A 24,123-nucleotide genomic window follows, 5' to 3' on the forward strand; every position below is an offset into this window, starting at 1 on the left:
GCTATTTCAGTTTTTCGTTATTATGATGTCTGTTATGATCTCGTTTGGTTTTAATATCTAACTTTTTATCAAAAGCTTCCTGAAGATCTACCCCGGTTTGGTTGGCAAGACATAAAACTACAAACATAACATCTGCAAGTTCCTCGCCAAGGTCTTTATTCTTATCGCTTTCTTTTTCGCTTTGTTCGCCATAACGACGCGCAATTATACGAGCTACTTCGCCAACTTCTTCAGTTAGCTGCGCCATATTGGTTAATTCGTTAAAATATCGTACTCCGTGTTCTTTAATCCAATTATCAACGGCTTTTTGTGAGTTCTGTAGATTCATCGCTTTTTTCAATTTTAGACAAAACTATAGCTTCTGAATGTTTACTCACAATTTCATCGAAAAAGTTTTTTAGATGAGCATAATCTTCAGCTGGATAAATAGACTTATTTAAAAGGATTGAAGATTCTAATCTTAGGAAATTTGCGCTCTTATTAATTATAAACTTAAAAACAGCGCCGTCTTCGTTTATATTGACAATGGTACTTTCTGGCATAGATTCTAACTCATAGCCTTCTGGAACCATAAAATTGATTACCGAAACATAATTTACAGGAAAATCCATGTATATAGGATACGTTCTCTCGTCTGCTTTGAAAGGATTTTCTTTTTCAGCTAAAAATAAAAGAGGGTTAAAATAAATATTATCTCCAATAACCTCTACGCCATGATTCAATTCAAATTGGTAACTTTCTTTTATATCTGCACCTACTTTCTTAACATTTTCTTTTTTAATATCGGTAATAACGATATCTCCCTTATCTTCCTGTAAAAGTTGTTTATAATTTTCTTCGTCGACACCTTTGTATTTATCACGATAACTTTTTGCTACAAATTGACTATACATTCCTGTATATTTTCCTTTAATTTTAAAATCTTCAGTAATCTTAATATTTATGAAATTTCTCTTTAAAGAACTGTAGTTAGGCAATAGAGAAACCCAGCCAGACTTACCATCATCTTTAATAATTCTACCCTGCCAGTTTCTCGCTCTCTCGGGTAACTGCCCTGGTGCAGCGTTAAGATCTGTCGCATCTAATAAAATTATTTGGCCATCGAAATCTACACTGGTAATTACATAATTAAAACCAGATCTTGTTGGAAAAACAGGTATGCCGTTACTTTTTGTGCTTACTAATACAGGATCTGCATTCAAACCAGCGTATCTAAGCATCGCAGTAAGTAATAAATTTATATCGCCAGTATTTCCACTTCCTTCTTTATATGCTTTACGAATACCATTTTCCGCAATAAAACCTATATAGTCATTCCAAACCACTTTGGATTTTACAAAATTATAAATTGCGAAAATCTTATCTTGAGGTTTATCTACACCCTGCAACAAAGCTTCAAGATCATCTTTAAAAAAGCTACTTTTTCTAAGCTCACTTGCAAAACCTCCTTCATCATAAATAGATTTAGCTACATCGTCCCAATTAGCACTAAAATATTCCATCGGAGTATCTGGGAATTTAGTATACTGCAATTCCCATTTAATACTTGCAGCATAATTGTCTAAATAATCGATATATACCTCTTCTTTCAACGCAGGAATGTTTTCCTCGGATATTTCATAAACCGTTTGCATATATTTAGTGGTCTGCGCATGCATATTGTATTGCTCATTATTTTTCTCTATTGGAAAAAATAGTGAAGAGAGTTGATTATAATGAGCCACAAAACCAAAAAATTCTGGTATTTCAATTTTTACATCCAGTTTTTTAGTTGGTATTCTAGCCTGCAATTCTGTCTCATCTAAAGAGGTTAAAAAAGGAGATCTTTTTTCATATTGAAATTCTACCACGCTACCCGGCTTTAAAGAAGGCATTGTGAACTTCACTGATTCGCGATATTTTGACGTTTCCTCTTGAAAAATTTCATCCTTTCTTAATTTTTCTTCAACAAGTTTTCCATCTTCCAGATTATAAGTAAATCCTTTTATTCCGTAAATTTCTTCTTTATCATTACCGCTAATGTGTTTTGTTAAGTTCACAGTTGCCCAATCAAATCCATCTTCATTATAAATTTTTATACGATAGCGATATTTAGTTACTAACGATAGACCATTATTACTGTTATAGTCGTAATACGTATATTGTTTTTTATAAAGATAAGCTGCATTAGCTTCTTTGTCTGAAGGATGTTCAGTCTCTGCAACTTCTTCTTCAGAAACTTTTCCAAATTTGTAATTCTGAGCCTGCATTGCGTTTCCTATGATTAGAAATGCAACTAAAAGATAAAATTTCGAAAGCATAATTATAGGTTTTAGCCGTTTTTAATCAAGACAGCTTTTTGATTACTTAAAATATTGATCTTATTTAAAAATTCTCTAAAATCACTAAATTGATTTGGAGACCACTTGCCTTCATTTATAGTTATAGATCGCTTCACCTGAAGAAGTCTGGGATCATCATCAGCAACCTCAACTGAAAAACTAAACTTACCAAAATCGGTTTCAATATTTATAGCATTTGGTAAAGCTTCTATCGTATAGGCTTCTGGAATTTTAAAATCAAATTGATCTCTATTTGTAAAGCCCCGCAATATTTCTATTGGATACTTTCTATCTTCATCTCTAGTTACAGCATCAATTTCAGGCTGTATAAAATTTAATGGAAGTAAAATTCGGTTTCCCGCTGTGGTGTGAAATTTTTTGCCACTAAAATCCAATTGTTCTGAAAAGCTAACTTGATCCTTGTTATTTTCAAAATTCAACGTATTGATATGAATACCAGGCAAATTCCCTAAAATCTCTTTATAGTATATATTTTTATCCTTTTCTTTTTGATTTTGAATATGATAGTTATTACCGTATGAAATCCCTTTACTCTCCCGCTTCACAGTTGCCGTGAAGGAATCTTCTGAAAGCTCGATTTTACAAAATGTCTCTTCAAGATTTTTTTGACATGTATATTGTGGTGTTTTTACAATTTCCCCACCTTCTTCCTTTATTAAAAGAACATGACGATTATCGGTAAAATCACCCAAATAGTTAAAAGGCATTGATTGGCTTGTACATTCTAACCAAACATCATCTTCTGCAATATTAGAAATGTTTAAGATCACATGATTTCCCTGCATCGATGCGAATCCCGGATCGATATCTTTTTGCTCGTTACCGGCGTAAACTACAGCGTAATTAGACTTAATACCCTGTGAAGCTAGCAAAGCCTTTGTATAATTGGTTAAGCCTTTGCAATCGCCATATCCTACACGATCTACTTCGCTGGCCAAAATCGGCTCCCAACCACCTATACCAAGCTGTACGCTTATATAGCGGGTTTTACTTTGCATATATTCGTAAATCATCTTAGCTTTCTCGTAGTCATTGGCGGCATCCTTTACCAGCTCTGAAACTTCTGCAATAGTATTAGTATTAAGCTCATCTCTTCCTTTTAAAAGATTTTCAAATTGCCATTTCCCAAAAGTACTCCATTCACTTGCACTTCCCATAACACCCATTAAGCTAAAATCATTTAAAGCAACCTTTACCATTGGTGCCATATTTGCAACTTTAGGACTGTAAGGTTCATAATTATAGGCTGGTATATTTTTAAAGGTGTATGTAAGCTCAAAATCACTTACTTTTTTTTCTACCTGAATGCTATCCAAATTTGTCTCTACGTAACGTATTGGTATATGATTTGGATTTTTCAATTCATATTTGCTTGAAGCGACACTTAAAAAGTAATTATTAATTGGCTGAAAAGCCTTTATAAAAACGGTAGTCGACATGCTTACTTCACTTTCGTAAATCACCGTATAGGGATAATCTGCAGGGGAATAATTTAGATAACTTACGCGATTATCTGAGTATAAATTTGAAGAACCTACGGCACTTTGATCTTTAAAATCACGCTGTTTAAATTGCTTAACCTCCTCCCCTAACTTATTTAAAACCAATGCATTTTGCTTCTTTATCTTTGCATCATTATCATCGTAAAAATCGTAAGCTCTCACATAATCATCGCCATATTTATTCAAAACAGTGACCACTCTTTTTGTAGTAATGGTCATATCGTCTACATCTTCAATTTCGATGAGCACATGTTCGTACCTTAAAATAGCATTTGCATGCTCGGTAAGTTCATTTTTGAGTACGATACTTTGATAAGAATCTTGTGCAAAACACAATATTCCCGTGAAGAGCATTAAGCTGGAGAATAAAAATTTCATTACAAAAACGGATGGATTTCGTTTTGCAATATATCAAAATTTTAAGATATTTTAACTTTTATTTTTAGAATCTATTAAGATAGTTACGGGACCGTCGTTTAAAAGTTCTACCTGCATATCGGCACCAAACTCACCTGTACCGACCTTTTTCCCCAGATGTCTTTCGAAAGTTTGGATAAATTCTGCGTAAAGCGGAATCGCAATATCTGGCTTTGCAGCTTTAATATAACTTGGACGATTGCCTTTCTTAGTACTGGCGTGTAGCGTAAACTGACTTACAATAATTGCATCCCCACTAACATCTATTAGCGAATTATTCATCACTCCGGTTTCATCATTAAAAATTCGCATATTTACGATCTTACGACACAGCCATTCTATATCTTCAGAAGTATCTTCTGCTTCAATACCTATTAACATTAAAAGACCAAGTCCAATTTCCGCATTTAGTCTATTTTCTATTGTAACCGAAGCTTTTGTTACCCGTTGAAGTACTACTCTCATTTTTTGTATTGATCTATGCGATAAGGATCATCCTCCCCTTCAATAATTTGTAAATAACTTTTATATCGCGACCATGGAATTTCACCTTCCTCTAAAGCATCTTTCACCGCACATTTTGGCTCATTGAGATGTAGACAGTTATGAAATTTACAATCTTGTTTTAATTCAAAGAATTCTGGAAAATAATTGCCAAGCTCTTCTTTTTCAATATCTACAACTCCAAATCCTTTTATTCCCGGCGTATCTATTATTCGAGCATCAAAACTCAAATCAAACATTTCAGCAAAAGTAGTAGTATGCTGTCCTTGTTTATGCTGTTCTGAAATTTCTAAGGTTTTTAAATTTAAGGAAGGTTCTAAAGCATTGATCAACGTCGATTTACCGGTACCGCTATGTCCAGAAAACATCGAAGTTTTCCCTAACATCATTTCTTTTACTTTATCGACATTTTTCCCTGCTTTTGCTGAAATACCAACACACTCATAACCAATCTCTCGATACATTTTTGCGAGGAATTTAATCTCTAAAAGTTCGTCTTCGTTATACGTATCGATCTTATTAAACAACAACACCGCTTTTACATGATAAGCTTCTGCAGTAACCAGAAAACGATCGATAAACGTGGTGAATGTTGGTGGATTGTTTAAAGTGACCATCAGAAAAACCTGATCGATATTTGCAGCGATAATATGTGTTTGCTTAGAAAGATTTACAGATCGCCTGATAATATAATTATCGCGTTCACCAATGTTTTTAATAACCCCTTGAATTTCCTCTAAGTCTTTATCAATATCGATTTCTACCCTATCTCCTACTGCAACAGGATTGGTACTTTTGATCCCTTTTATGCGGAATTTCCCTTTGATACGGCAGTTGTAAAACACACCATCATCTGCCTTTACCTGGTACCAACTTCCTGTAGATTTATAAACCGTTCCTTTCATTAAATAAATTTGCAGATTAACAAATTTTTAAGATATATTAGCGCCAATCAATTTTTAACAAATGAACAAAATTACATTTACATTATTCATCATGCTTACTTCGATAGTAGGCCTAAGCGTTGAAGCTCAAACGAATCTTTTTGAGCATCCAGATTTCGAAACTATTGCTAAAGATCACAAATCTATAGCAATTATTCCATTTTCAGCAAAGGTAAGTCTTCGTCCTAAACAAATGAAAGAAATTACTGCCGAACAATTGAAAGAAATGGAAATTAGCGAGGGGCAGTCCATCCAAACTGCAATGTACTCTTGGTTTTTGAAAAGAAAAAAACGTGGAAAACTTTTAATCGATGTTCAGGATCCAAACACGACTAATGCTATTTTAAAGAAAAATGAAATAGATATGGAAATTACCACTCCCGAGGAACTTGCCAAATTATTAGAGGTAGATGCTGTAATAACTGGTAAATTCGAAACCGACAAGCCCATGTCTGAGGGAGCATCTGTCGCTTTGGGACTGCTTGTTGGTTTCTGGGGAACGACTAATTCGGCTACAGTAAATATGAGTATAAATAATGCTGAAGATGGAACCTTACTTTGGAATTACAACAAACGTGTTGTTGGAAGCTTAGGAAGCTCTAACGACCAGCTTATTAATAAACTAATGAGAAAAGCATCCAGAAGATTAGCTTATACCAAGTAAAACTAGATTAAACTTCAAGATGAAAGGCTGTTCAGGTATTCTGAACAGCCTTCTTTATTTATGGAAAATCAAGAACTGTTATTTAACTATTCCAATCCAAAACTAGCTGCTTAACTATCCAAAATAGTTTGCTGGTGATTAATTGATTCCTGATGAACGGCTTTAAATAATTTTAAAACAAACTCTTCACTTAAACCTACCTGCTCTCCTTCTAAAACCATTTTTCCTAAAATCTCATTCCATCGCTTAGTTTGAAGAATGGCTACGTTCTGTGATTTTTTCACATGACCTATATCTTCAGAAATTTTCATACGTTTTGCTAAAAGCTCGATCAATTGATTATCTGCGATATCGATTTTTGCTCTAAGGTTTTGTAATTTATTTTGGTAATCCTCACTTTCAGAAATTTCTTTTCTTATAACAAGATCTTTCATGATCTGTACTAATGTAGCAGGAGTTATTTGCTGTTTAGCGTCACTCCATGCATTATCTGGATCCCAATGAGTCTCAACCATTAATCCGTCGAAATTAAGATCTAGCGCAGTTTGGCAAAGATCAAAAATAATATCACGACGCCCTGCAATATGCGAAGGATCTAAAATTAAAGGCAAATCTGGAAATTTGTTTTGCAGTTCGATTGCAATTTGCCACTCTGGATTATTACGATATTTTGTTTTCTCGTAGCTGGAAAAACCTCTATGAATTACACCAAGATTTTTAATATCTGCAGTGTACATACGCTCTACTGCGCCTAACCATAACGCTAAATCTGGGTTTACCGGATTTTTAATTAAAACAGGCTTATCTGTTCCTTTAAGTGCATCTGCGATTTCTTGGATCATAAAAGGAGAAACTGTTGTTCTGGCGCCAATCCAAAGAATATCGATATCATGTTTTAAAGCTAACTCTACGTGATGCGGATTTGCAACTTCTGTAGTGGTTAACATCCCGGTTTCTTCTTTGGCCTTTTGTAACCATTTTAAACCTAAAGCACCAACACCTTCAAAGTTTCCTGGTCTTGTTCTTGGTTTCCAGATTCCGGCACGTAAAACTGTTGCATCGGTATCTTTTAACTGATGAGCGATTTTTAACACCTGCTCTTCAGTCTCTGCACTACATGGCCCTGCGATTACCAACGGATGATCTAATCCGAATGCGTCTAACCAGTTTCTTAATTCTTTCTTGTTTTCCATGATAAAAAATTTAGCTAATTCCGTTTAAAATTGATTTAATATGATTTGTACGTTCCATTTCATTGTACACCTCGCCAAATTCGTCGTTGGCGATTAAGTCTCTAAAAGAGCTTAAATTCTGAATATATTCATTTAAGGTTTCCAGCACGTTTTCTTTATTCTGCTGAAAAATGGGCGACCACATCGCCGGCGAACTTTTTGCCAGCCGAACAGTTGAAGCAAATCCACTTCCCGCCAAATCGAAAATATCACGCTCGTTTTTCTCTTTTTCGAGCACTGTTTTTCCCAGCATAAAAGAGCTGATATGCGATAAATGCGATACATAAGCAATATGGCGATCGTGAGACTCAGGATCCATATATCGAATACGCATGCCTATTCTTCTAAAGATTTCCATACCTCGCTCCTGAAGTTTAAAAGCTGTTTTCTCTACTTCACAAACGATATTGGTCTTTTCCTTATATAAATCTTTTATAGCCGCTGAAGGGCCAGAAAATTCGGTCCCGGCAATCGGGTGTGCCGATAAATAATTTCTACGTTTTGGATGATCTTTTACTGCTTCACATAATTTGAATTTTGTAGAACCGGCATCGATTACCAAAGTATCATCACCGGCATGATCTAAAGCCTCAGATAAGACTTTAATACTAATATCTACAGGCACTGCCACAATCGCTACATAACTATCGGCCAGATCTTCCATCTTACCTGCTTTATCGATAAATCCAATCTTTAAGGCTTCCTTTACATGCCCTTCGTTCTTATCGATACCAAAAATGGTACTTTCAGGGAAAGATTCTTTAATTGCCAAAGCAAACGAACCACCAATAAGGCCTACTCCTATTACACTTACTTTCATCCTTTTATTCGTTTAATGGCTTCATCTACGTTTTTCTCGTCTGTACACAGTGAAAAACGAATGTAGCCCTCTCCCATATCTCCAAAAATAAATCCGGGAGCGGTAAAAATGCTGTGCTCATGTAAAAGACCATCTACAAACTCTTCAGAAGTTTTTCCTTCAGGCACTTTGCACCAAATAAACATCCCTGCCTGCTCTTTTCCCGGCGTACATTCTAAAGCTTCAGCTAATTCTAGAATTTTAGCCCTTCGGCTTTTATAAATAGCATTCATAGAATCAAACCAGTCCTTCTCTAATTTCAATGCTTCAGTAGCACCGGCCTGTACAGGATAAAACATACCGCTATCCATATTGGTTTTCACTTTTAATACCGTATCGATATTTTTTGCGCTTCCGCTAAGCATCCCAACACGCCATCCTGCCATATTAAAACTTTTGCTTAAACTATTCAGTTCCAATGTAACTTCTTTAGCTCCTTCAACCTTTAAAATACTTTTCGGGTTTTCATTCAGGATAAAACTATACGGATTATCATTTACAATAAGGATTTGATGCTTTTTTCCAAAAGCTACCAATTGCTCAAAAACTTCATCTGTAGCTGATGCTCCTGTTGGCATATGCGGATAATTAACCCACATAATTTTCACTTTACTCAAATCCTGCTGTTCTAATTCGTCAAAATTCGGCAACCAGTTTCCTTCTTCATTTAGATCATAAAAAACCGCCTTTGCACCAACCAATTTTGAAACCGAAGTATAGGTAGGATATCCTGGATTAGGAATTAAAACCTCATCTCCTTCATTTAAATAAGCCATAGAAATATGCAAAATCCCTTCCTTACTTCCCATTAATGGAATCACCTCAGACTCTGCATCTAATGATACCTGATAATACTTACGATAGAACCCGGCAATCGCATTCCTAAAATCAGCAGTTCCTTTATAAGGCTGATATTGATGCGCACCATTTTGAGTTAATCCTTCATTTAAGGCGGCAATCACCTGTGGCGGTGGCGGTAAATCTGGACTACCAATTCCTAAATTGATAATGGGTTTACCTGCGGCCTGCAAGGCACGAACTTCTCTTAATTTTGAAGAGAAATAGTACTCTTTTACATGTTCTAACCTATTGGCTGGTATCATTATTAAACGTTGTTTTTATATGTTCCAAAAATTCTTAATTGCTCGGTCATCATTCCCAAAACTTCCATAGCTTTAGAAAATCGCTCGTAATCACCGAAAGTGATATCTATAAAAAAGCTGTATTTCCAGGGAGTTTCAATAATTGGCATACTTTGGATCTTGGTCATGTTAAGATCAAAATCACGCATAATATTTAATACTGAAACTAAACTCCCGGTACGGCTTTCTAACTCAAACTTCAAAGAAGCTTTATCTATCTTCTCTCCGTTAGGCTCTTTTTTAGTTTTACTGATAATTAAAAATCGAGTAGAATTACTCTTTTTTGTATGAATATCTGAAGCCAAAATATCCAGTCCAAAAATTGAAGCCGCTGCAGTGCTGGCAACAGCCGCTACATGCTTTGATTGTTTTTCTGAAATTCTTCTGGCAACCTCCGCAGTATCTGTATCTTCTATTAATTTAATATTGGGATATTTTTTGAAGAATTCTTTACACTGCAATAAAGCCATTGGGTGAGAATATACTTTTTTAATCTGGTCGATCTGTTGCCCTTTTAAGGCCATCATATTCATTGCAATTGGGATATAATGTTCACCAACCACATGCAGATCATTTTCATCGATCAATGCATAATTAGGAAGAATCGATCCTGCTATAGAATTCTCGATCGCCATCACAATTTCCTGGGTTTCTCCGGCAACCAGACTTCTTACCAGTTCCTGAAAAGACATACATTCCAAAATCGCTACATCCTCACCATAATATTGCTGAGCAACCAAGTGATGGAAAGATCCCTGAATTCCCTGTATTCCTATGACTTTATTCATTCAAAATTTGATATAAAAAAAAGTCCCGATTTTTAGATCGAGACTTTTATATAATATTGTTTGCTTAATTACATACCATTCCCGATCTCTATTCCTTAAAAAAGAAATAAAAATAAAAGAATGCGTTCCAAGTAAATAAGTTGTTCATCTGTTCGTTATTACGCTGACTAAAGTATAATTATATTTTAATATTAAAAACCATTTTTATATTTTTTTTGAGATAATCTTACTTTTTACGAATCTTTTTATATTTAAGTTTTTTCAGAAGAAATCTTGCAGCGAATACAATTTTAACCAGGGTGTTTTTAAATAATAAATATTAAAACCAAAAAATCAGTTTTAATAAAGTGTGCGTTAATACTCTAAACCTGTTTTTACTGCGCCAATTTTATGCTTACTTTTGGCCTAAAGCTTCCAACATGTCGATTTCAGTAGAAAAAATATCAAAATTTTATGGGGATCAAAAAGCCCTTAACCAGGTTTCCTTTTCTATTGAAAAAGGTGAAATTGTTGGTTTTCTTGGTCCAAACGGTGCTGGTAAATCTACATTGATGAAAATTTTAACCGGTTATTTACAAGCTTCAGAAGGAAAAGCAACTGTAAATGGATTTTCTGTAGAGCATCAGCTTCACGAGCTACAAAAAAGTATTGGCTACCTACCAGAACATAATCCTTTATATACTGAAATGTATGTTCGGGAATATTTGGGCTTTAATGCAAAAGTTTACGGAATCACAAAAGAACGTATAGAAGAGGTGATTAAATTAACCAATCTTACTCCCGAAGCTAATAAAAAAATCGATCAGCTTTCTAAAGGTTATCGCCAGCGAGTTGGTTTGGCGGCGGCTTTATTGCACGATCCACAGGTTTTAATTTTGGATGAACCAACCACGGGACTGGATCCTAACCAGCTTGTAGAAATTCGTAGTCTGATAAAAAATATCGCCAAAAACAAAACGATTTTTCTTTCTACTCATATTATGCAGGAAGTTGAAGCGCTTTGTGATCGCGTGATTATTATTAATCATGGCGAAATTATCGCCAACCAAAAACTAACCGATCTTCGTAAAGGCCAGGAACAAATTATTGAAGTTGAATTTGATTATCGTATTGAAATAGTCGCGCTGCAAAAACTCCCGCATCTAAAACAAGTAAAAAACCCTGCTGGTTTTGTGTATGAGCTTACATTTACCACGTCTGAAGATATGCGCCCGGCGGTTTTTGATTTTGCCCATGATAATGGACTAAAAACACTTCAGCTTAATCAAAAAACTAAAAATCTGGAAAGTTTATTTACGGAGCTGACTTCTATCCCCCCAGCCCCCGAAAGCGGAGTTTAAGAGCATATCTTGTTTTCTTTTTAGTGCTTTCAGTTAAAACAAATACTCGAGAAAAAGATCAATTTAGATTTGAGAAATCCTTAGAAGATAATTGTGTTTGTGTTCAATTCATTCAGAATTCAACATTAGAAATCAGGTTTTGATCCTTCTACTAACTACTTAATTCCAATTTCTATTACTCCTTTCTTTTTTCCATTGACGAAAAAAGAACCAAAAAAGTCTAGGCTTACGAACCTTGCTCTAAATTGTTCGTTCGGAAGCTAAATTTTAGGAACTCGCTACGCTCAAACACCTAAAATTTAAACGCTTCTTTCAATTCCAATTTTACGAGCAATTTTCGATAGGCCAGGATTTCATTTAACATAAAAATCATCAGAATCAAACATTCAACATCTTGATTATTGATCCTATTTTCTTCAATTTATGTTCAGCATTAAAAATTTAACTTTTCTAACCTCGTCATTCGTACTTTTATTCTCCCGCCCCCCGAAAGCGGAGTTTAAGAACATATTTGATAAAATCACTAGTGATTTTTATAAAAGCCCCCTTCGGGGGTTTGGTGGAATTTTACTTTTTTTCTGAAAGTTTTAAAATATCACCAAATACACCACGAGCGGTTACCGCAGCGCCAGCTCCGGCTCCCTGAATTACAATTGGGCGATCACCATACGATTCTGTATAAATTTCGAAAATAGAATCGGCTCCTTTTACTTGCCCCAAACTACTTTCATCGGGTACAGAAACGAGTTTTACTTCCAATTCACCTTTGTCCTGCTGTAAATCGCCAGATAGATCACCGATATATCGCAATACGTGATTTGGCTCTTGCTGCTCTTTTATCTTTTGATAAGTAGCGTCTAATTCTTCCAATCTCGACACAAAGGTTTTTGCATCGCCACCTCTCAGATCTTCTGGCACCAAATTATTTATTTTCACATCACTGAATTCATTTTTCAGCTCTAATTCTCTTGCCAAAATCAATAATTTACGGCCAACATCATTTCCGTTTAAATCTTCACGCGGATCGGGTTCGGTAAATCCTTTATCAATCGCCTCTTTTAAAACACTGCTAAATTTTCGATCTTCCTCAGAAAAAGTATTGAATAAATAACTTAATGTTCCTGAAAACACGCCACGAATTCGGGTAATATTTTCTCCGGAAAGGTGTAAAATTCGAATAGTATCGATTAACGGTAACCCGGCACCAACATTGGTTTCATATAAATACTGCTTTTGATTTTTCTCTAAATTCTCCCGTAATGCTGAATAAAAATCGAAACTTAATGTATTTGCAATTTTATTTGAAGAAACCAGATCAAAACCATGGTCTACCAGTTTGTTATAATTTTGAACAAAAGCTTCACTCGCTGTATTATCGACTGCGATCAGGTTTTCTAAATGAAATAATTTGGTGTAATTAATCACTTCATCTAAAGAAGCTTCCTGCTCTGTGTTTTCTAGCTGTGTTTTCCAATCTTCGCCAATTCCGGTAGCATGAAGCAATAGTTTTCTGGAATTAGATACGGCAAAAATATTCAGTTTTACCTTTTTACGCTCTTCTATTGAAGCTGCCGAATTTAAAATCTGATCGATTAAAGTTCCTCCAACCGTTCCATGGCCAAAAATCGCAATATTGATTTTTTTACAAATCTCAAAAATCTCTCCGTGAATTACGTTTAACGCTTTGTTAAGCTGTGATTTTTTCACCACCAAACTCACGTTTTTCCCGGTTACCGTATTGTTAAAAAGCAAAGGAACGATCTGGTTTCTTATCAGCGCATCGTAAGGTTTATGAAACGTACTTAAATCTTGCCCAACTATTGAAATCACAGAAACATCATCTACTACCGAAATTTTATTCACATCTTTTGAATAAAAATCACTCTCAAATTCTCGCTCTAAAGCTTTTACCGCACGTACGGCATTTTCGGCATCTACCACCAAACCAATTCCACGTTCCGAAGAACCCTGAGAAATAATACTCACACTTATTTGTGCATCACCAAGCGGACGGAAAATCCTCGCATCCACACCAGATTTACCAAGTAAACCACGACCTTCTAAATTCAGCAAAGCCGTATGTTCTAAAACCGAAAGGGATTTCATTCCTTCCTTATTCGGTTTTGCTGTAATTAAAGTTCCCTGATTATCGTTATTAAATGTATTCAGGATTCTAAGCGGAATATTTTTTTCGATTAACGGAATAATGGTTTTGGCGTGCAAGATCGTCGCTCCAAAATTCGCAAGCTCGTTCGCTTCGTTATAGGAAAGCTGGTCGATTCGTTGTGCACTCGGCACCAAATCTGGATTCGCGGTGTAAATTCCGTCTACATGTGTATAATTCTGCAACTCTTCAGCATCCAGATAATTTGCAATTAATGAAGCGGTGTAATTACTACCATTTCTACCTAAAGTTGTGGTTTCGTTTTTAGCGTTCGAGCCAATAAAACCGGTAACGATATTCACCGTTTTGCCATTAAATTCTTCAAAATGCTGCAAAACATTTTCTTTTGAAAGTGCATCCAATGGCTGTGCATTCCCAAAAATATCATCGGTTTTAATCAATTTACGAGTATCGGTAAAATTGGTTTTGTAACCACGTTTTTTCAGAATTTCAGTGATTAATTTAGCCGACATTAATTCGCCCTGAGATAGTAACTGATCTTTGATCTTCGCGCTGTAATCACCAAGCAAACGAACACCTTCAAGTAGTTTTTCGATATTTTTAAATTCTTCGGAAAAATCTACAAAATCATATTCTGAGATCTGGTAAGCTTTAAATTTATCGAAAGCTGAAGCAAAATCTTCATTCTCAGAAGCTTTTTCCAATAAATTTTCAAGCTGATCTGTGGTTTTTCCTCGTGCTGAAACCACTACCGCAATACGTTCTTCATTTTTGATTTTTTCTTCAATAATTTCTAAAACCGTATTGATACCTTCTCCGTTGGCTAGAGATTTTCCGCCAAACTTTACTACTTTCATCTTATTTGCTTTTTGAAAAATGCCTGCAATTATATTTTCCAGTTGTTTAAATTCGATTAAAAATGCATCGTGACCGTGTAGCGAATGTATTTCCCCATACGTCACTTTATTGCTGCTTTGCGCCAGTTGTTTATAAGTCTCCCTGTTTTCTTCCGCAGTAAAAAAGAGATCTGAATCTACCCCGATAATGCAGATATTCGCATTGATACTTTCTAAAACCTTATCCAGCTCTGGCCTGCCACGAGAAACATCGATTGTTTTTAAAAGCTGATTCATTAATTTATAAGCGCCCACCTGAAATCTTTCCTGAAGTTTTGCACCGTGGTGTAGCAACCAGCTTTCTACATTAAAAACCTGAAGTTCCTCATTTTGGGTCCTTTTAAAACGGGATTTAAAAGATTCGGGCGTGCGGTAACACAGCATCGCGTGCATACGAGCATCGTGCACCGGATTTTTAGAATTATTTAAAAACAGCTCCTGAATCTGGCAATTCGCGATTAGCCAGTCGGTCGATTTCCAATCGGTCGCCACGGTAATTAGATTATCGGTAATCTCCGGACTTAAAGCTGCCATTTCCCAGGCGATACCGCCTCCAAGCGAACCACCAACCAATGCAAAAAGATGCTCGATTTTTAACGAATTTAAGCCTAACAGAAAGATCCTGGCGATATCTCTCGCTACAAAATCTTTATAGTTTTCGATTAGGATTCCGTCGTAACCATTCCCGGGAACATTAAAAGCCAGGATGGTATATTTATCGGTATCGATACATTTTTCTGGTCCTACAACATCTTTCCACCAACCGGTTTCTCCGGCAACTTCAGAATTTCCCGTTAGCGCATGATTTATCATCACGATAGGCGCCGAATGTAACGGCTGGCCAAACACATGATACGACAAGGTGATATCTTGAGTTACGCCACTTAACGTGGTAAAATTATGAAGTTGTACTTGTAATAAATCCTGTTTCAACTTTTCTATTTTTTAAACTTTAAAAGCTTAAAACAGACTGAAAAAAGCTAAACATCCATTTGCTGGGTGCGTGCTCTGTTACAATCAAGAAAAGTTTGTGAGAATAATTCGATGAAGAATCTATCTGTTATCTATCCGGAAATCGGTAGAACGTAGCACCTTCTTTGTTGGCAAAGGGTTGCTAAGGCTTCAGCGGGTCTATTCCCTCGGCCTTTCTTGATAACAATCAGTAAGTTTTTGAACTTTGTCTCTACAAATTACGGTAATAATTTGCGATCAACCAACATTTTTTTTGAGTTTTAGTTTAGAAGGTAGTAATGAGAATTGAGTAATTAGATTTTTCAGTTAACTGATAATAAAATTTTATCTCATTCAAAATTTAGAATCTAAAATTCAACATTTTTAATAATCGATTTTCTAAAATCTAACAGCGCCAGCGATCTAAATTCTGATTACTAAAACACCGCTTCAGCAATCTTTTTTATATTCGAGCTTTTTCCCATAGAATAGAAATGCAATACCGGTACGCCAGCTTTTTTTAGTTCTTTGGTTTGTTGAATAGCCCATTCGATTCCTACTTCGCGTACTTCCTTATTATTTTTACAAGCTTCTACACCATCAATTAAATCTTGCGGAAGATCGATGCTAAACACATGCGGCAATAATTGCAAATGCTTTTTTACGGCAATAGGCTTGATCCCCGGAATTATGGGCACGTTTATTCCCATTTGTTTTGCTTTCTCTACAAATTCAAAATAGGCCTGATTATTAAAAAACATCTGAGTTACCACGTAATCTGCTCCCGCATCAACCTTTGCTTTCAACTTTTTAAGATCGGTTTCTAAGGAAGGGGATTCTAAATGCTTTTCAGGATAACCGGCTACTCCTACACAGAAATCGGCATGATTTTCAGAATCGATAACTTCATTTAAATATTTTCCTCTAGAAAGATTTTTTATCTGATCTACCAGCTCGTTAGCATAACAATGCCCGCCACTTGTAGGCTCAAAATAACGCTGATGTTTCATGGCGTCACCCCGCAATGCCATCACATTTTCGATTCCTAAATAATGACAATCCACCAATAAATATTCAGTTTCTTCTTTGGTAAAACCACCACATAATACATGCGGAATGGTATCTACATTATATTTCTGTTTGATCGCAGCACAAATCCCAACCGTACCTGGGCGCATTCTAGTAATTTTACGTTCTAACAACCCATCTTCTCGTTTTATATAAATATGTTCTTCTCGAGAAGTAGTTACATCAATAAATGGAGGATTAAATTCTATTAAAGGATCGATATTATCGTATAATTCCTGAATGTTCTTCCCTTTTTGCGGCGGAACAATTTCAAATGAAAAAAGCGTTTTTCCTTTTGCGTTTTCTATATGCTCAGTTACTTTCATTGTTTTAAGCTGTTAGCTGTTAATAGCTGTCATTTAAAAAATCGTCACACTGAACTTGATTTAGTGTCTCATCTTGTTTGACTAATATGATGAGATTCCAGATCAAGTCTGGAATGACGACCCTTCCCATCAATAACCCTAATCTGCAATATTAGGATTCAGCCATTTTTCGGCTTTTTTTAATTCAATTCCTTTACGCTCGGCAAAATCTTTTACCTGATCGTCCTTAATTTTCCCTAAACCAAAATAGCGAGCTTCAGGATTGGCAAAATAATAACCACTTACGCTGGCTGCCGGCCACATGGCCAGACTTTCGGTAAGCTTGACGCCAATATTTTCTTCAACCTTTAAAATATCCCAAATCGTTAATTTTTCTAGGTGATCGGGACAAGCCGGATATCCTGGCGCAGGACGAATTCCTTTATAATTTTCCTTAATCAGTTCTTCGTTACTTAGATTTTCTTCGGAAGCATATCCCCAATCTTCTTTCCTGATTTTTTTGTGCAAGTATTCGGCAAAAGCTTCAGCAAATCTGTCGGCTAGCGCTTTGATCATAATTGAATTATAATCGTCATGATTTTTCTCGAATTCTGCCGCTAGTTCCTGTGTACCAAAACCGGTAGAAACACAAAAGCAACCTATATAATCTTTTATTCCAGTTTCTTTAGGTGCGATATAATCTGAAAGTGCAAAATTGGGCTTTCCGGCATGCTTTTTTAATTGCTGCCGTAGCGTTCTAAAAATTGCTGTTTTTTCTTCGGAATCTTGATTATAGTACACCTCTATATCATCATGATTTACGGTATTCGCTTCAAATAAACCGTAAATTGCTTTCGCTTTTAGCAGTTTTTCATCTAAAATACGCTTCAGCAAAACTTTAGCATCTTCAAAAAGAGATGTTGCCTGTTCACCTACTACTTTATCTTCTAAAATATTAGGATAACGCCCGTGTAAATCCCAACTTCTAAAAAACGGACTCCAATCGATATAATCTACTAATTCATTTAAATCGAAATCTTCAAGAATCTGAATTCCTAGACGGTTTGGTTTTGTGATATTGGTGGTTTTCCAATCTATTTTATAGTTGTTTTCGCGAGCTTCTTCAATAGACAGAAAACTTTTTACTTTACTACGTTTTCCAAAATTTTTGCGGAAAACCTCATATTCTGCCTTAAGATTTTCTTTATAGGCTTCTCTTGTTTTTTTATTTAATAAATCCCCAACAACCGTAACTGCTCGTGAAGCATCGTTTACATGCGCGACTGCGTGCATATATTGCGGATCGATTTTTACCGCTGTATGTGCTTTAGAAGTTGTAGCCCCACCAATTAGCAAAGGCACATTAAAATTTTGACGTTGCATTTCTTTAGCCAAAAAAACCATTTCATCTAAAGAAGGCGTTATTAATCCGCTTAAACCTATTGCATCTACATTATTAGCTTTTGCGGCATCAATAATTTTCTCTGGCGGCACCATTACACCTAAATCAATAATTTCGTAATTATTACATCCTAAAACTACGCTTACAATATTTTTCCCAATATCGTGCACATCTCCTTTTACGGTAGCCATCAAGACTTTTCCGGCAGGTTCGCGTTTACTGGTTTTATCATTTTCAATAAAAGGCAATAAGTAGGCTACGGCTTTTTTCATTACTCGCGCCGATTTTACTACCTGCGGAAGAAACATTTTACCGCTTCCGAAGAGATCTCCAACCACATTCATACCAATCATTAACGAACCTTCAATTACATCGATAGGCCGCTCTGCTTCCAGTCTGGCTGCTTCAACATCTTCAACAATATAAGCATCTACTCCTTTTACCAGCGCATGGGTTATCCGGTCTTGAATACTGCCTTCTCGCCAACTTAAATCGACTTTACTGGTTTTTGCGGTGCCTTTTACGGTTTCAGCAAAATCTAACAAACGCTCGGTAGCATCGTCTCTACGATCTAAAATTACATCTTCTACATGCTCCAGTAAATCTTTTGGAATTTGATCGTAAACTTCCAATAATGCGGGGTTTACAATTCCCATATTCATTCCGGCTTTAATCGCGTAGTATAGAAATACCGAATGCATCGCTTCACGCACCGGATTATTCCCGCGGAAAGAAAAAGATACATTACTAACGCCACCACTTACACTACAATATGGTAAGTTTTCTTTTACCCAGGCGGTTGCTTCGATAAAATCTATTGCATTTCTACGATGCTCGTCCATACCTGTTCCTACAGGAAAGATATTTAAATCGAAAATAATATCCTCTGGCGGAAAATTTACTTTGTTTACAAGAATATCGTAAGAGCGTTTTGAAATTTCAATTCTTCGATCGTAATTATCAGCTTGTCCAACCTCATCAAAAGCCATTACAATAACTGCCGCTCCGTAACGCTTTACTTTTCGGGCATGTTCTATAAATTGCGCTTCGCCTTCTTTTAAGGAAATCGAATTCACTACACATTTCCCTTGTACCACTTGTAAACCAGCTTCGATAATTTCCCATTTCGAACTATCGATCATGATTGGCACACGAGCAATATCCGGTTCCGCAACAATAAGATTTAGGAACTTTACCATGGCTTCTTTACCATCGATAAGTCCGTCGTCCATATTAATATCAATAATCTGCGCACCACCGTCTACCTGATCTCTAGCAACATCTAAAGCTTCATCGAACTTTTCTTCTTTAATTAATCGTAAAAATCGTTTAGAACCGGCTACATTGGTACGTTCCCCCACATTTACAAAATTGCTGTCGGGCGTAATAATTAAAGGTTCCAGACCCGATAATTGCAAGGGGCGATAATCCGTTTTCCCTGAAGTATTATTAGCTAAATTATGATCTAATCCTTCCATTTTAGGCCGAAGCTTTTTTATGTTGAAGACTTTTTATAGGTCTTGGTTTGTAATCTTTAGCAATGGTAGCAATTGCCTTTATATGAGCTGGAGTTGTTCCGCAACATCCTCCTAAGATGTTGACTAAACTTTTATCGAGATATTCTTTCGTTTGAATCGCCATTTCATCGGGTGATTCATCATACTCTCCAAAAGCATTTGGCAAACCGGCATTAGGATAAGCTGAAACACCATATTGTGTTTTATAGCTTAAAACCTCTAAATGCGGAGTTAATTGTTTTGCACCAAGCGCACAATTAAAACCAATGCTTAATAATGGAATATGAGAAACCGAAATTAAGAAAGCCTCTGCGGTTTGTCCAGATAAGGTTCTACCCGAAGCATCGGTAATTGTACCGCTTACCATCACCGGGATATCTAGATTTAATTCTTCTTTAAGCTCATCGATTGCAAAAAGAGCTGCTTTAGCATTTAAGGTATCAAAAACAGTTTCTACCAACAAAATATCTACTCCTCCTCTTATTAAGGCGCTGGCCTGTTGTTTATACGCAAGTCGGAGTTCATCAAAAGAAATGGCACGAAATCCAGGATCATTTACATCTGGAGACATGCTTGCCGTTTTATTGGTAGGCCCCATAGCACCGGCCACAAATTTTGGTTGGTCGGGATTGGCTTCGGTTAATTCAGTAGCTACTTGTTTAGCGATTTTGGCGGACTCGTAGTTTAATTCATCCACAAGTTCCTCCATTTGATAATCTGCCATAGCTATCGTAGTTCCCGAGAACGTATTGGTTTCTACAATATCGGCTCCTGCCTGAAAGTATTTTTTATGAATTGTGGCTATTGCCTCTGGTTGTGTGATGGAAAGGAGATCATTATTTCCTTGTAACGACACCGGCCAATCCTTAAAACGATCGCCACGGAAATCTTCTTCAGTAAATTTATATTCCTGAAGCATGGTTCCCATTGCACCATCAAGGATCAATATTTTTTCGGCTAATATTTCTTCTAATTTCGACATGTTATTCTGTTCTAAACGCTATCAAAAAAGAAGAAAAAGGAAGTCTTGATGTTATCTATCTACGAAAAAACGTAGTAGAAGGTAGCACCTTCTCCATTGTACTAGAGACAAAGAGGGTTGCTAAGGTTTCATCGGGTCTAATCCCTCAACCTTTCTTGATAACGCTATTATTTTAATGAACTCAGCCCGCTAATATACGGCGATCTATTATAATTACAAGAAAATGAGTAAAAATCTTGATTCGCTTCTTCTTTATTAGTATTGAAGAAATTAATTATATCAATTCTGTTCATTTTTTCCATTGATGAAAAAACGAACCAAAAAAATCTAGGCTTACTAATCTTGCTTGAAATTGTATGTTCGGAAGCTAAATTTTAGAAACTCGCTTCGCTCAAAAAGCCTAAAATTTTTACGCTTCTCTCACTTTCAAATTTACAAGCAATTTTCGATAGGCCATTTTTATTCCATATTAAAAATAAAACCCAAGTGTTATTTTACAGCTTCCCCATTTACATTTACTTCGTAAGAGATCTCAGCAGCTTTCTCTAACATTTTTGCTACGGAACAATATTTATCCATAGAAAGTTCTACAGCACGTAAAGCTTTTTGTGGAGAAACATCGCCTTTTAGCATGAAGTTTAAATGAATCTTTTTAAAAACATTAGGAATTGCACCATCTTCTCTGAAGCCTTCAACTTCTACCTGCAAATCTTCTAGTTCTACTTTTTGTTTTTTAAGAATCATCACCACATCAATACTACTACAACCGGCAATACCACGAAGAATTAAGTCCATCGGACTTCCTCCTTGCGGATTTTCTTCAGATTTATTATCTAAATGAACAATATCTCCACGTTCATTTTTAGTCTCAAAGTGATAGGCATCGTTAAGCCTTTTCAGAAAGATTTTCATCTATTTTAATTTTGATTCAAATATACGAAACGTGTTGTGATTCTTTTGTAATCTTTGCTACTTTGAAGCTATTTAAAAAAACGCCATTTCTATAAAGGAAATGACGCTTTCAATATTAGTTTATACATTTTCTTTTTTCCATTGACGAAAAAAGAATCAAAAAAGTCTAGGCTTACGAAACTTCCTTGAAATTGTGCATTCGGAAGCTAAATTTTAGGAACTCGCTGCGATCAAGCAGACTAAAATTTTACGCTTCTCTCATTTCCAATTTTACAAGCAATTTTCGATAGGCCGATTTCAATTAGCAATCGAAAACTTCAATTCCTAGTTAGACTTCATCTAGAGCTTCTATCTTTTTTAAAAATTTGACATTTAAAAATCATTTTTCTTTTTTAATGTCTAATATCTAAAATCTAACAGCAAAGCGATCTAATATCGATTTTCTAGCCTATACTCTGTACTACTTCTTTCTTGGCTTCTTTTTTAGATCCGTCGAATCCTTCTACTCCGCCCACTGTCGTATATTTAAGCACATATTTTTTATCTGGGAAAATTCGCTGATACGCACTCTGGCACATAATCGCTGCTTCGTGGAAACCAGATAAAATCAGTTTTAATTTTCCTTTGTATGTATTGACATCGCCAATGGCGTAAACTCCAGGGATATTAGTCGCATAATCATAAGAATTATCAACTTTTATAGCATTTTTTTCGATCTCTAAGCCCCAATTTCCGATTGGTCCTAATTTTGGAGACAAGCCAAATAATGGAATAAAATGATCTACTTCTCTTAGCTCTTCACCTCTGGCTTCATCTTTATGGCGAATCACTACCTGCTCCAGGTCATTATTTCCTTTAATACCAACAACTTCAGCATTAGTGATCATTTCAATTTTACCGAGTTTCGATAATTCAGAAACCTTTTCTACAGAATCTAAAGCACCTCTAAATTCTTTTCTACGATGTACCAGCGCTACTTCTTCAGCAACATCCGCTAAATAAATTGCCCAATCTAAAGCGGAATCTCCACCACCGGCGATCACTACTTTTTTACCACGATAAATCTCAGGATCTTTAATAAAATATTCCACGCCTTTATCTTCATAATCAGCGATATTTGGGATAGGCGGTTTACGTGGCTCGAAAGAACCTAAACCTCCAGCAATGGCTACAACCGGGGCATGATGTTTTGTTCCTTTGTTTGTGGTTACGATAAATGTACCGTCATCTAACTTTTCTAAAGTTTCAGCACGCTCACCTAAAGTAAATCCAGGTTCAAAAGGTTTAATTTGTTCCATTAGATTATTCACCAAATCGCCTGCGTTGATTTCCGGGAAAGCCGGAATATCATAAATCGGTTTTTTGGGATAAATTTCTGAACATTGACCACCTGGCTGCGGTAAAGCGTCGATTAAATGTGTTTTTAATTTTAATAATCCCGCCTCAAAAACGGTAAATAATCCTGTGGGGCCTGCTCCTATAATTAGGATATCTGTTTTAATCATTTTTATCTTTCTTTACGATTAAAGATTCGGTTATTGTATTTAATTGTTCCACCTTGGCTTCAAAATCACCTTTAATGGTTTTTCTATATTCATTAAGATTTTCTACCATTCGATTAACATCTTCCGGAATTACCTCTTCAAAAAACTGACGTAAACGTTTGGCCGTTGTTGGCGATTTGCCATTAGTAGAAATCGCTATTTTTACATTGCCTTTATTGACGATCCCGCCCATATAAAAATCACATAGTTCGGGTGTATCGGCAATATTCGCTAGCAAATATCTTCTCTTGGCGTGGCGATGTACTCTTTTGTTTAATCTCGCATCATTAGTTGCTGCCACTACAATATGCCTTTTTTTCAAATATTTTTTTCGATATCTGCCTTTGGTCAATTTAATCCCATGTTTTTCAGCAAGTGCAGCAGTTTCAGGAGCGAACCATTTGGCAACTACTTCAACATTAGCATTAGGGCTTGATTTCAATAAAAAGTGCAGCTTTTCATGCCCAACATTTCCTCCGCCAACAACGAGAATGTTCAAGTTATTCACTTTTAGAAATACGGGATATAATTCATTTCTTGGTTGCATATTTTTTTAGCGATTGGCTTTCAAAATAAATTCAAAATTCAATATTTTAAATTTGAAATAATATGATATAAGTTCTTGTTTTTAAAATCTAACTACTTAATTAAAATCGGAATCCAACATTTAAAATTCAAAAATTAATT

The 24,123-nt window shown here is 35.8% G+C and carries 18 protein-coding genes and 2 riboswitches; of the genes, 2 read left to right on the forward strand and 16 right to left on the reverse strand.

Annotated elements, in window-relative coordinates; translation table 11 throughout:
- Position 1: 1 nt before the first annotated feature.
- Genes PBT91_RS13945 through rsgA form a run of 5 tightly spaced genes read right to left on the reverse strand, consistent with a single transcriptional unit; the run spans position 2 to position 5,670 of the window.
- Complete coding sequence (locus PBT91_RS13945; protein WP_270059067.1) at positions 2-328, reverse strand: nucleotide pyrophosphohydrolase; 327 nt, start codon at positions 326-328, stop codon at positions 2-4.
- Positions 297-2,300 carry a DUF3857 domain-containing protein gene (locus PBT91_RS13950; protein WP_270059068.1) on the reverse strand — a complete coding sequence of 668 codons (2,004 nt, stop codon included), beginning with the start codon at positions 2,298-2,300 and terminating at the stop codon, positions 297-299. The genes PBT91_RS13945 and PBT91_RS13950 overlap by 32 nt, the downstream gene beginning before the upstream one ends.
- Before the next feature lie 11 nt (positions 2,301-2,311).
- Positions 2,312-4,222 (reverse strand): DUF3857 domain-containing protein, encoded by a 1,911-nt coding sequence (locus tag PBT91_RS13955; protein WP_270059069.1) that lies wholly within the window; start codon positions 4,220-4,222, stop codon positions 2,312-2,314.
- Between the two features lie 51 nt (positions 4,223-4,273).
- Positions 4,274-4,726 (reverse strand): D-aminoacyl-tRNA deacylase, encoded by a 453-nt coding sequence (dtd, locus tag PBT91_RS13960; protein WP_270059070.1) that lies wholly within the window; start codon positions 4,724-4,726, stop codon positions 4,274-4,276.
- Positions 4,723-5,670 carry a ribosome small subunit-dependent GTPase A gene (rsgA, locus tag PBT91_RS13965; RefSeq protein WP_270059071.1) on the reverse strand — a complete coding sequence of 316 codons (948 nt, stop codon included), beginning with the start codon at positions 5,668-5,670 and terminating at the stop codon, positions 4,723-4,725. The genes dtd and rsgA overlap by 4 nt, the downstream gene beginning before the upstream one ends.
- A gap of 61 nt (positions 5,671-5,731) precedes the next feature.
- On the opposite strand from rsgA, the gene PBT91_RS13970 reads away from it, so the two are divergent.
- Positions 5,732-6,373, forward strand: a complete 642-nt coding sequence (locus PBT91_RS13970) for a hypothetical protein (RefSeq protein WP_270059072.1) — start codon at positions 5,732-5,734, stop codon at positions 6,371-6,373.
- Between the two features lie 110 nt (positions 6,374-6,483).
- Here PBT91_RS13970 and PBT91_RS13975 read toward each other — a convergent pair whose 3' ends face one another.
- From PBT91_RS13975 to PBT91_RS13990, 4 genes are read right to left on the reverse strand one after another with little or no spacing between them, the layout of a single operon-like run.
- On the reverse strand, positions 6,484-7,566 hold the full coding sequence (locus PBT91_RS13975) for a bifunctional 3-deoxy-7-phosphoheptulonate synthase/chorismate mutase type II (protein WP_270059073.1): 1,083 nt from the start codon (positions 7,564-7,566) through the stop codon (positions 6,484-6,486).
- Positions 7,567-7,576: 10 nt separating this feature from the next.
- Complete coding sequence (locus PBT91_RS13980) at positions 7,577-8,425, reverse strand: prephenate dehydrogenase (RefSeq protein ID WP_270059074.1); 849 nt, start codon at positions 8,423-8,425, stop codon at positions 7,577-7,579.
- Entirely contained in the window at positions 8,422-9,567 is a 1,146-nt protein-coding gene (locus PBT91_RS13985) for a pyridoxal phosphate-dependent aminotransferase (protein WP_270059075.1), read from the reverse strand. Before PBT91_RS13985 ends, PBT91_RS13980 begins: the two co-directional genes overlap by 4 nt.
- Positions 9,568-9,569: 2 nt before the next feature.
- Positions 9,570-10,394 (reverse strand): prephenate dehydratase, encoded by an 825-nt coding sequence (locus PBT91_RS13990; protein WP_270059076.1) that lies wholly within the window; start codon positions 10,392-10,394, stop codon positions 9,570-9,572.
- A gap of 419 nt (positions 10,395-10,813) precedes the next feature.
- Here PBT91_RS13990 and gldA point away from each other — a divergent pair, with 419 nt between their 5' ends.
- Positions 10,814-11,734 (forward strand): gliding motility-associated ABC transporter ATP-binding subunit GldA, encoded by a 921-nt coding sequence (gldA, locus tag PBT91_RS13995; protein WP_270059077.1) that lies wholly within the window; start codon positions 10,814-10,816, stop codon positions 11,732-11,734.
- 567 nt (positions 11,735-12,301) lie between these two features.
- On the opposite strand, the gene thrA is transcribed toward gldA, so the two are convergent.
- The 7 genes from thrA to PBT91_RS14030 form a co-directional block, all read right to left on the reverse strand.
- The gene (gene thrA, locus PBT91_RS14000; RefSeq protein WP_443089628.1) at positions 12,302-15,688 is read right to left on the reverse strand and encodes a bifunctional aspartate kinase/homoserine dehydrogenase I; all 3,387 of its coding nucleotides are present in this window, start codon (positions 15,686-15,688) and stop codon (positions 12,302-12,304) included.
- Between the two features lie 124 nt (positions 15,689-15,812).
- A riboswitch (SAM riboswitch) is annotated at positions 15,813-15,914 on the reverse strand.
- 229 nt (positions 15,915-16,143) lie between these two features.
- The gene (gene metF / locus PBT91_RS14005; RefSeq protein ID WP_270059078.1) at positions 16,144-17,100 is read right to left on the reverse strand and encodes a methylenetetrahydrofolate reductase [NAD(P)H]; all 957 of its coding nucleotides are present in this window, start codon (positions 17,098-17,100) and stop codon (positions 16,144-16,146) included.
- A gap of 138 nt (positions 17,101-17,238) precedes the next feature.
- A complete protein-coding gene (metH, locus tag PBT91_RS14010; protein WP_270059079.1) occupies positions 17,239-19,959 on the reverse strand; it encodes a methionine synthase in 2,721 nt (906 codons plus the stop codon).
- A gap of 1 nt (position 19,960) precedes the next feature.
- Complete coding sequence (locus tag PBT91_RS14015) at positions 19,961-20,980, reverse strand: homocysteine S-methyltransferase family protein (RefSeq protein ID WP_270059080.1); 1,020 nt, start codon at positions 20,978-20,980, stop codon at positions 19,961-19,963.
- Positions 20,981-21,028: 48 nt separating this feature from the next.
- Positions 21,029-21,145, reverse strand: a riboswitch (SAM riboswitch).
- Positions 21,146-21,469: 324 nt separating this feature from the next.
- Positions 21,470-21,892, reverse strand: coding sequence for an OsmC family protein (locus PBT91_RS14020; RefSeq protein ID WP_270059081.1), 423 nt, complete (start codon positions 21,890-21,892; stop codon positions 21,470-21,472).
- A 443-nt stretch (positions 21,893-22,335) separates the two neighbouring features.
- Positions 22,336-23,397: an NAD(P)/FAD-dependent oxidoreductase gene (locus PBT91_RS14025; RefSeq protein ID WP_270059082.1), complete on the reverse strand. Its 1,062-nt coding sequence runs from the start codon at positions 23,395-23,397 to the stop codon at positions 22,336-22,338.
- Positions 23,390-23,983 (reverse strand): precorrin-2 dehydrogenase/sirohydrochlorin ferrochelatase family protein, encoded by a 594-nt coding sequence (locus tag PBT91_RS14030; RefSeq protein WP_270059083.1) that lies wholly within the window; start codon positions 23,981-23,983, stop codon positions 23,390-23,392. The genes PBT91_RS14025 and PBT91_RS14030 overlap by 8 nt, the downstream gene beginning before the upstream one ends.
- Between the last annotated feature and the right edge of the window lie 140 nt (positions 23,984-24,123).

Source organism: Zunongwangia sp. HGR-M22 (assembly GCF_027594425.1).
GTDB lineage: Bacteria > Bacteroidota > Bacteroidia > Flavobacteriales > Flavobacteriaceae > Zunongwangia.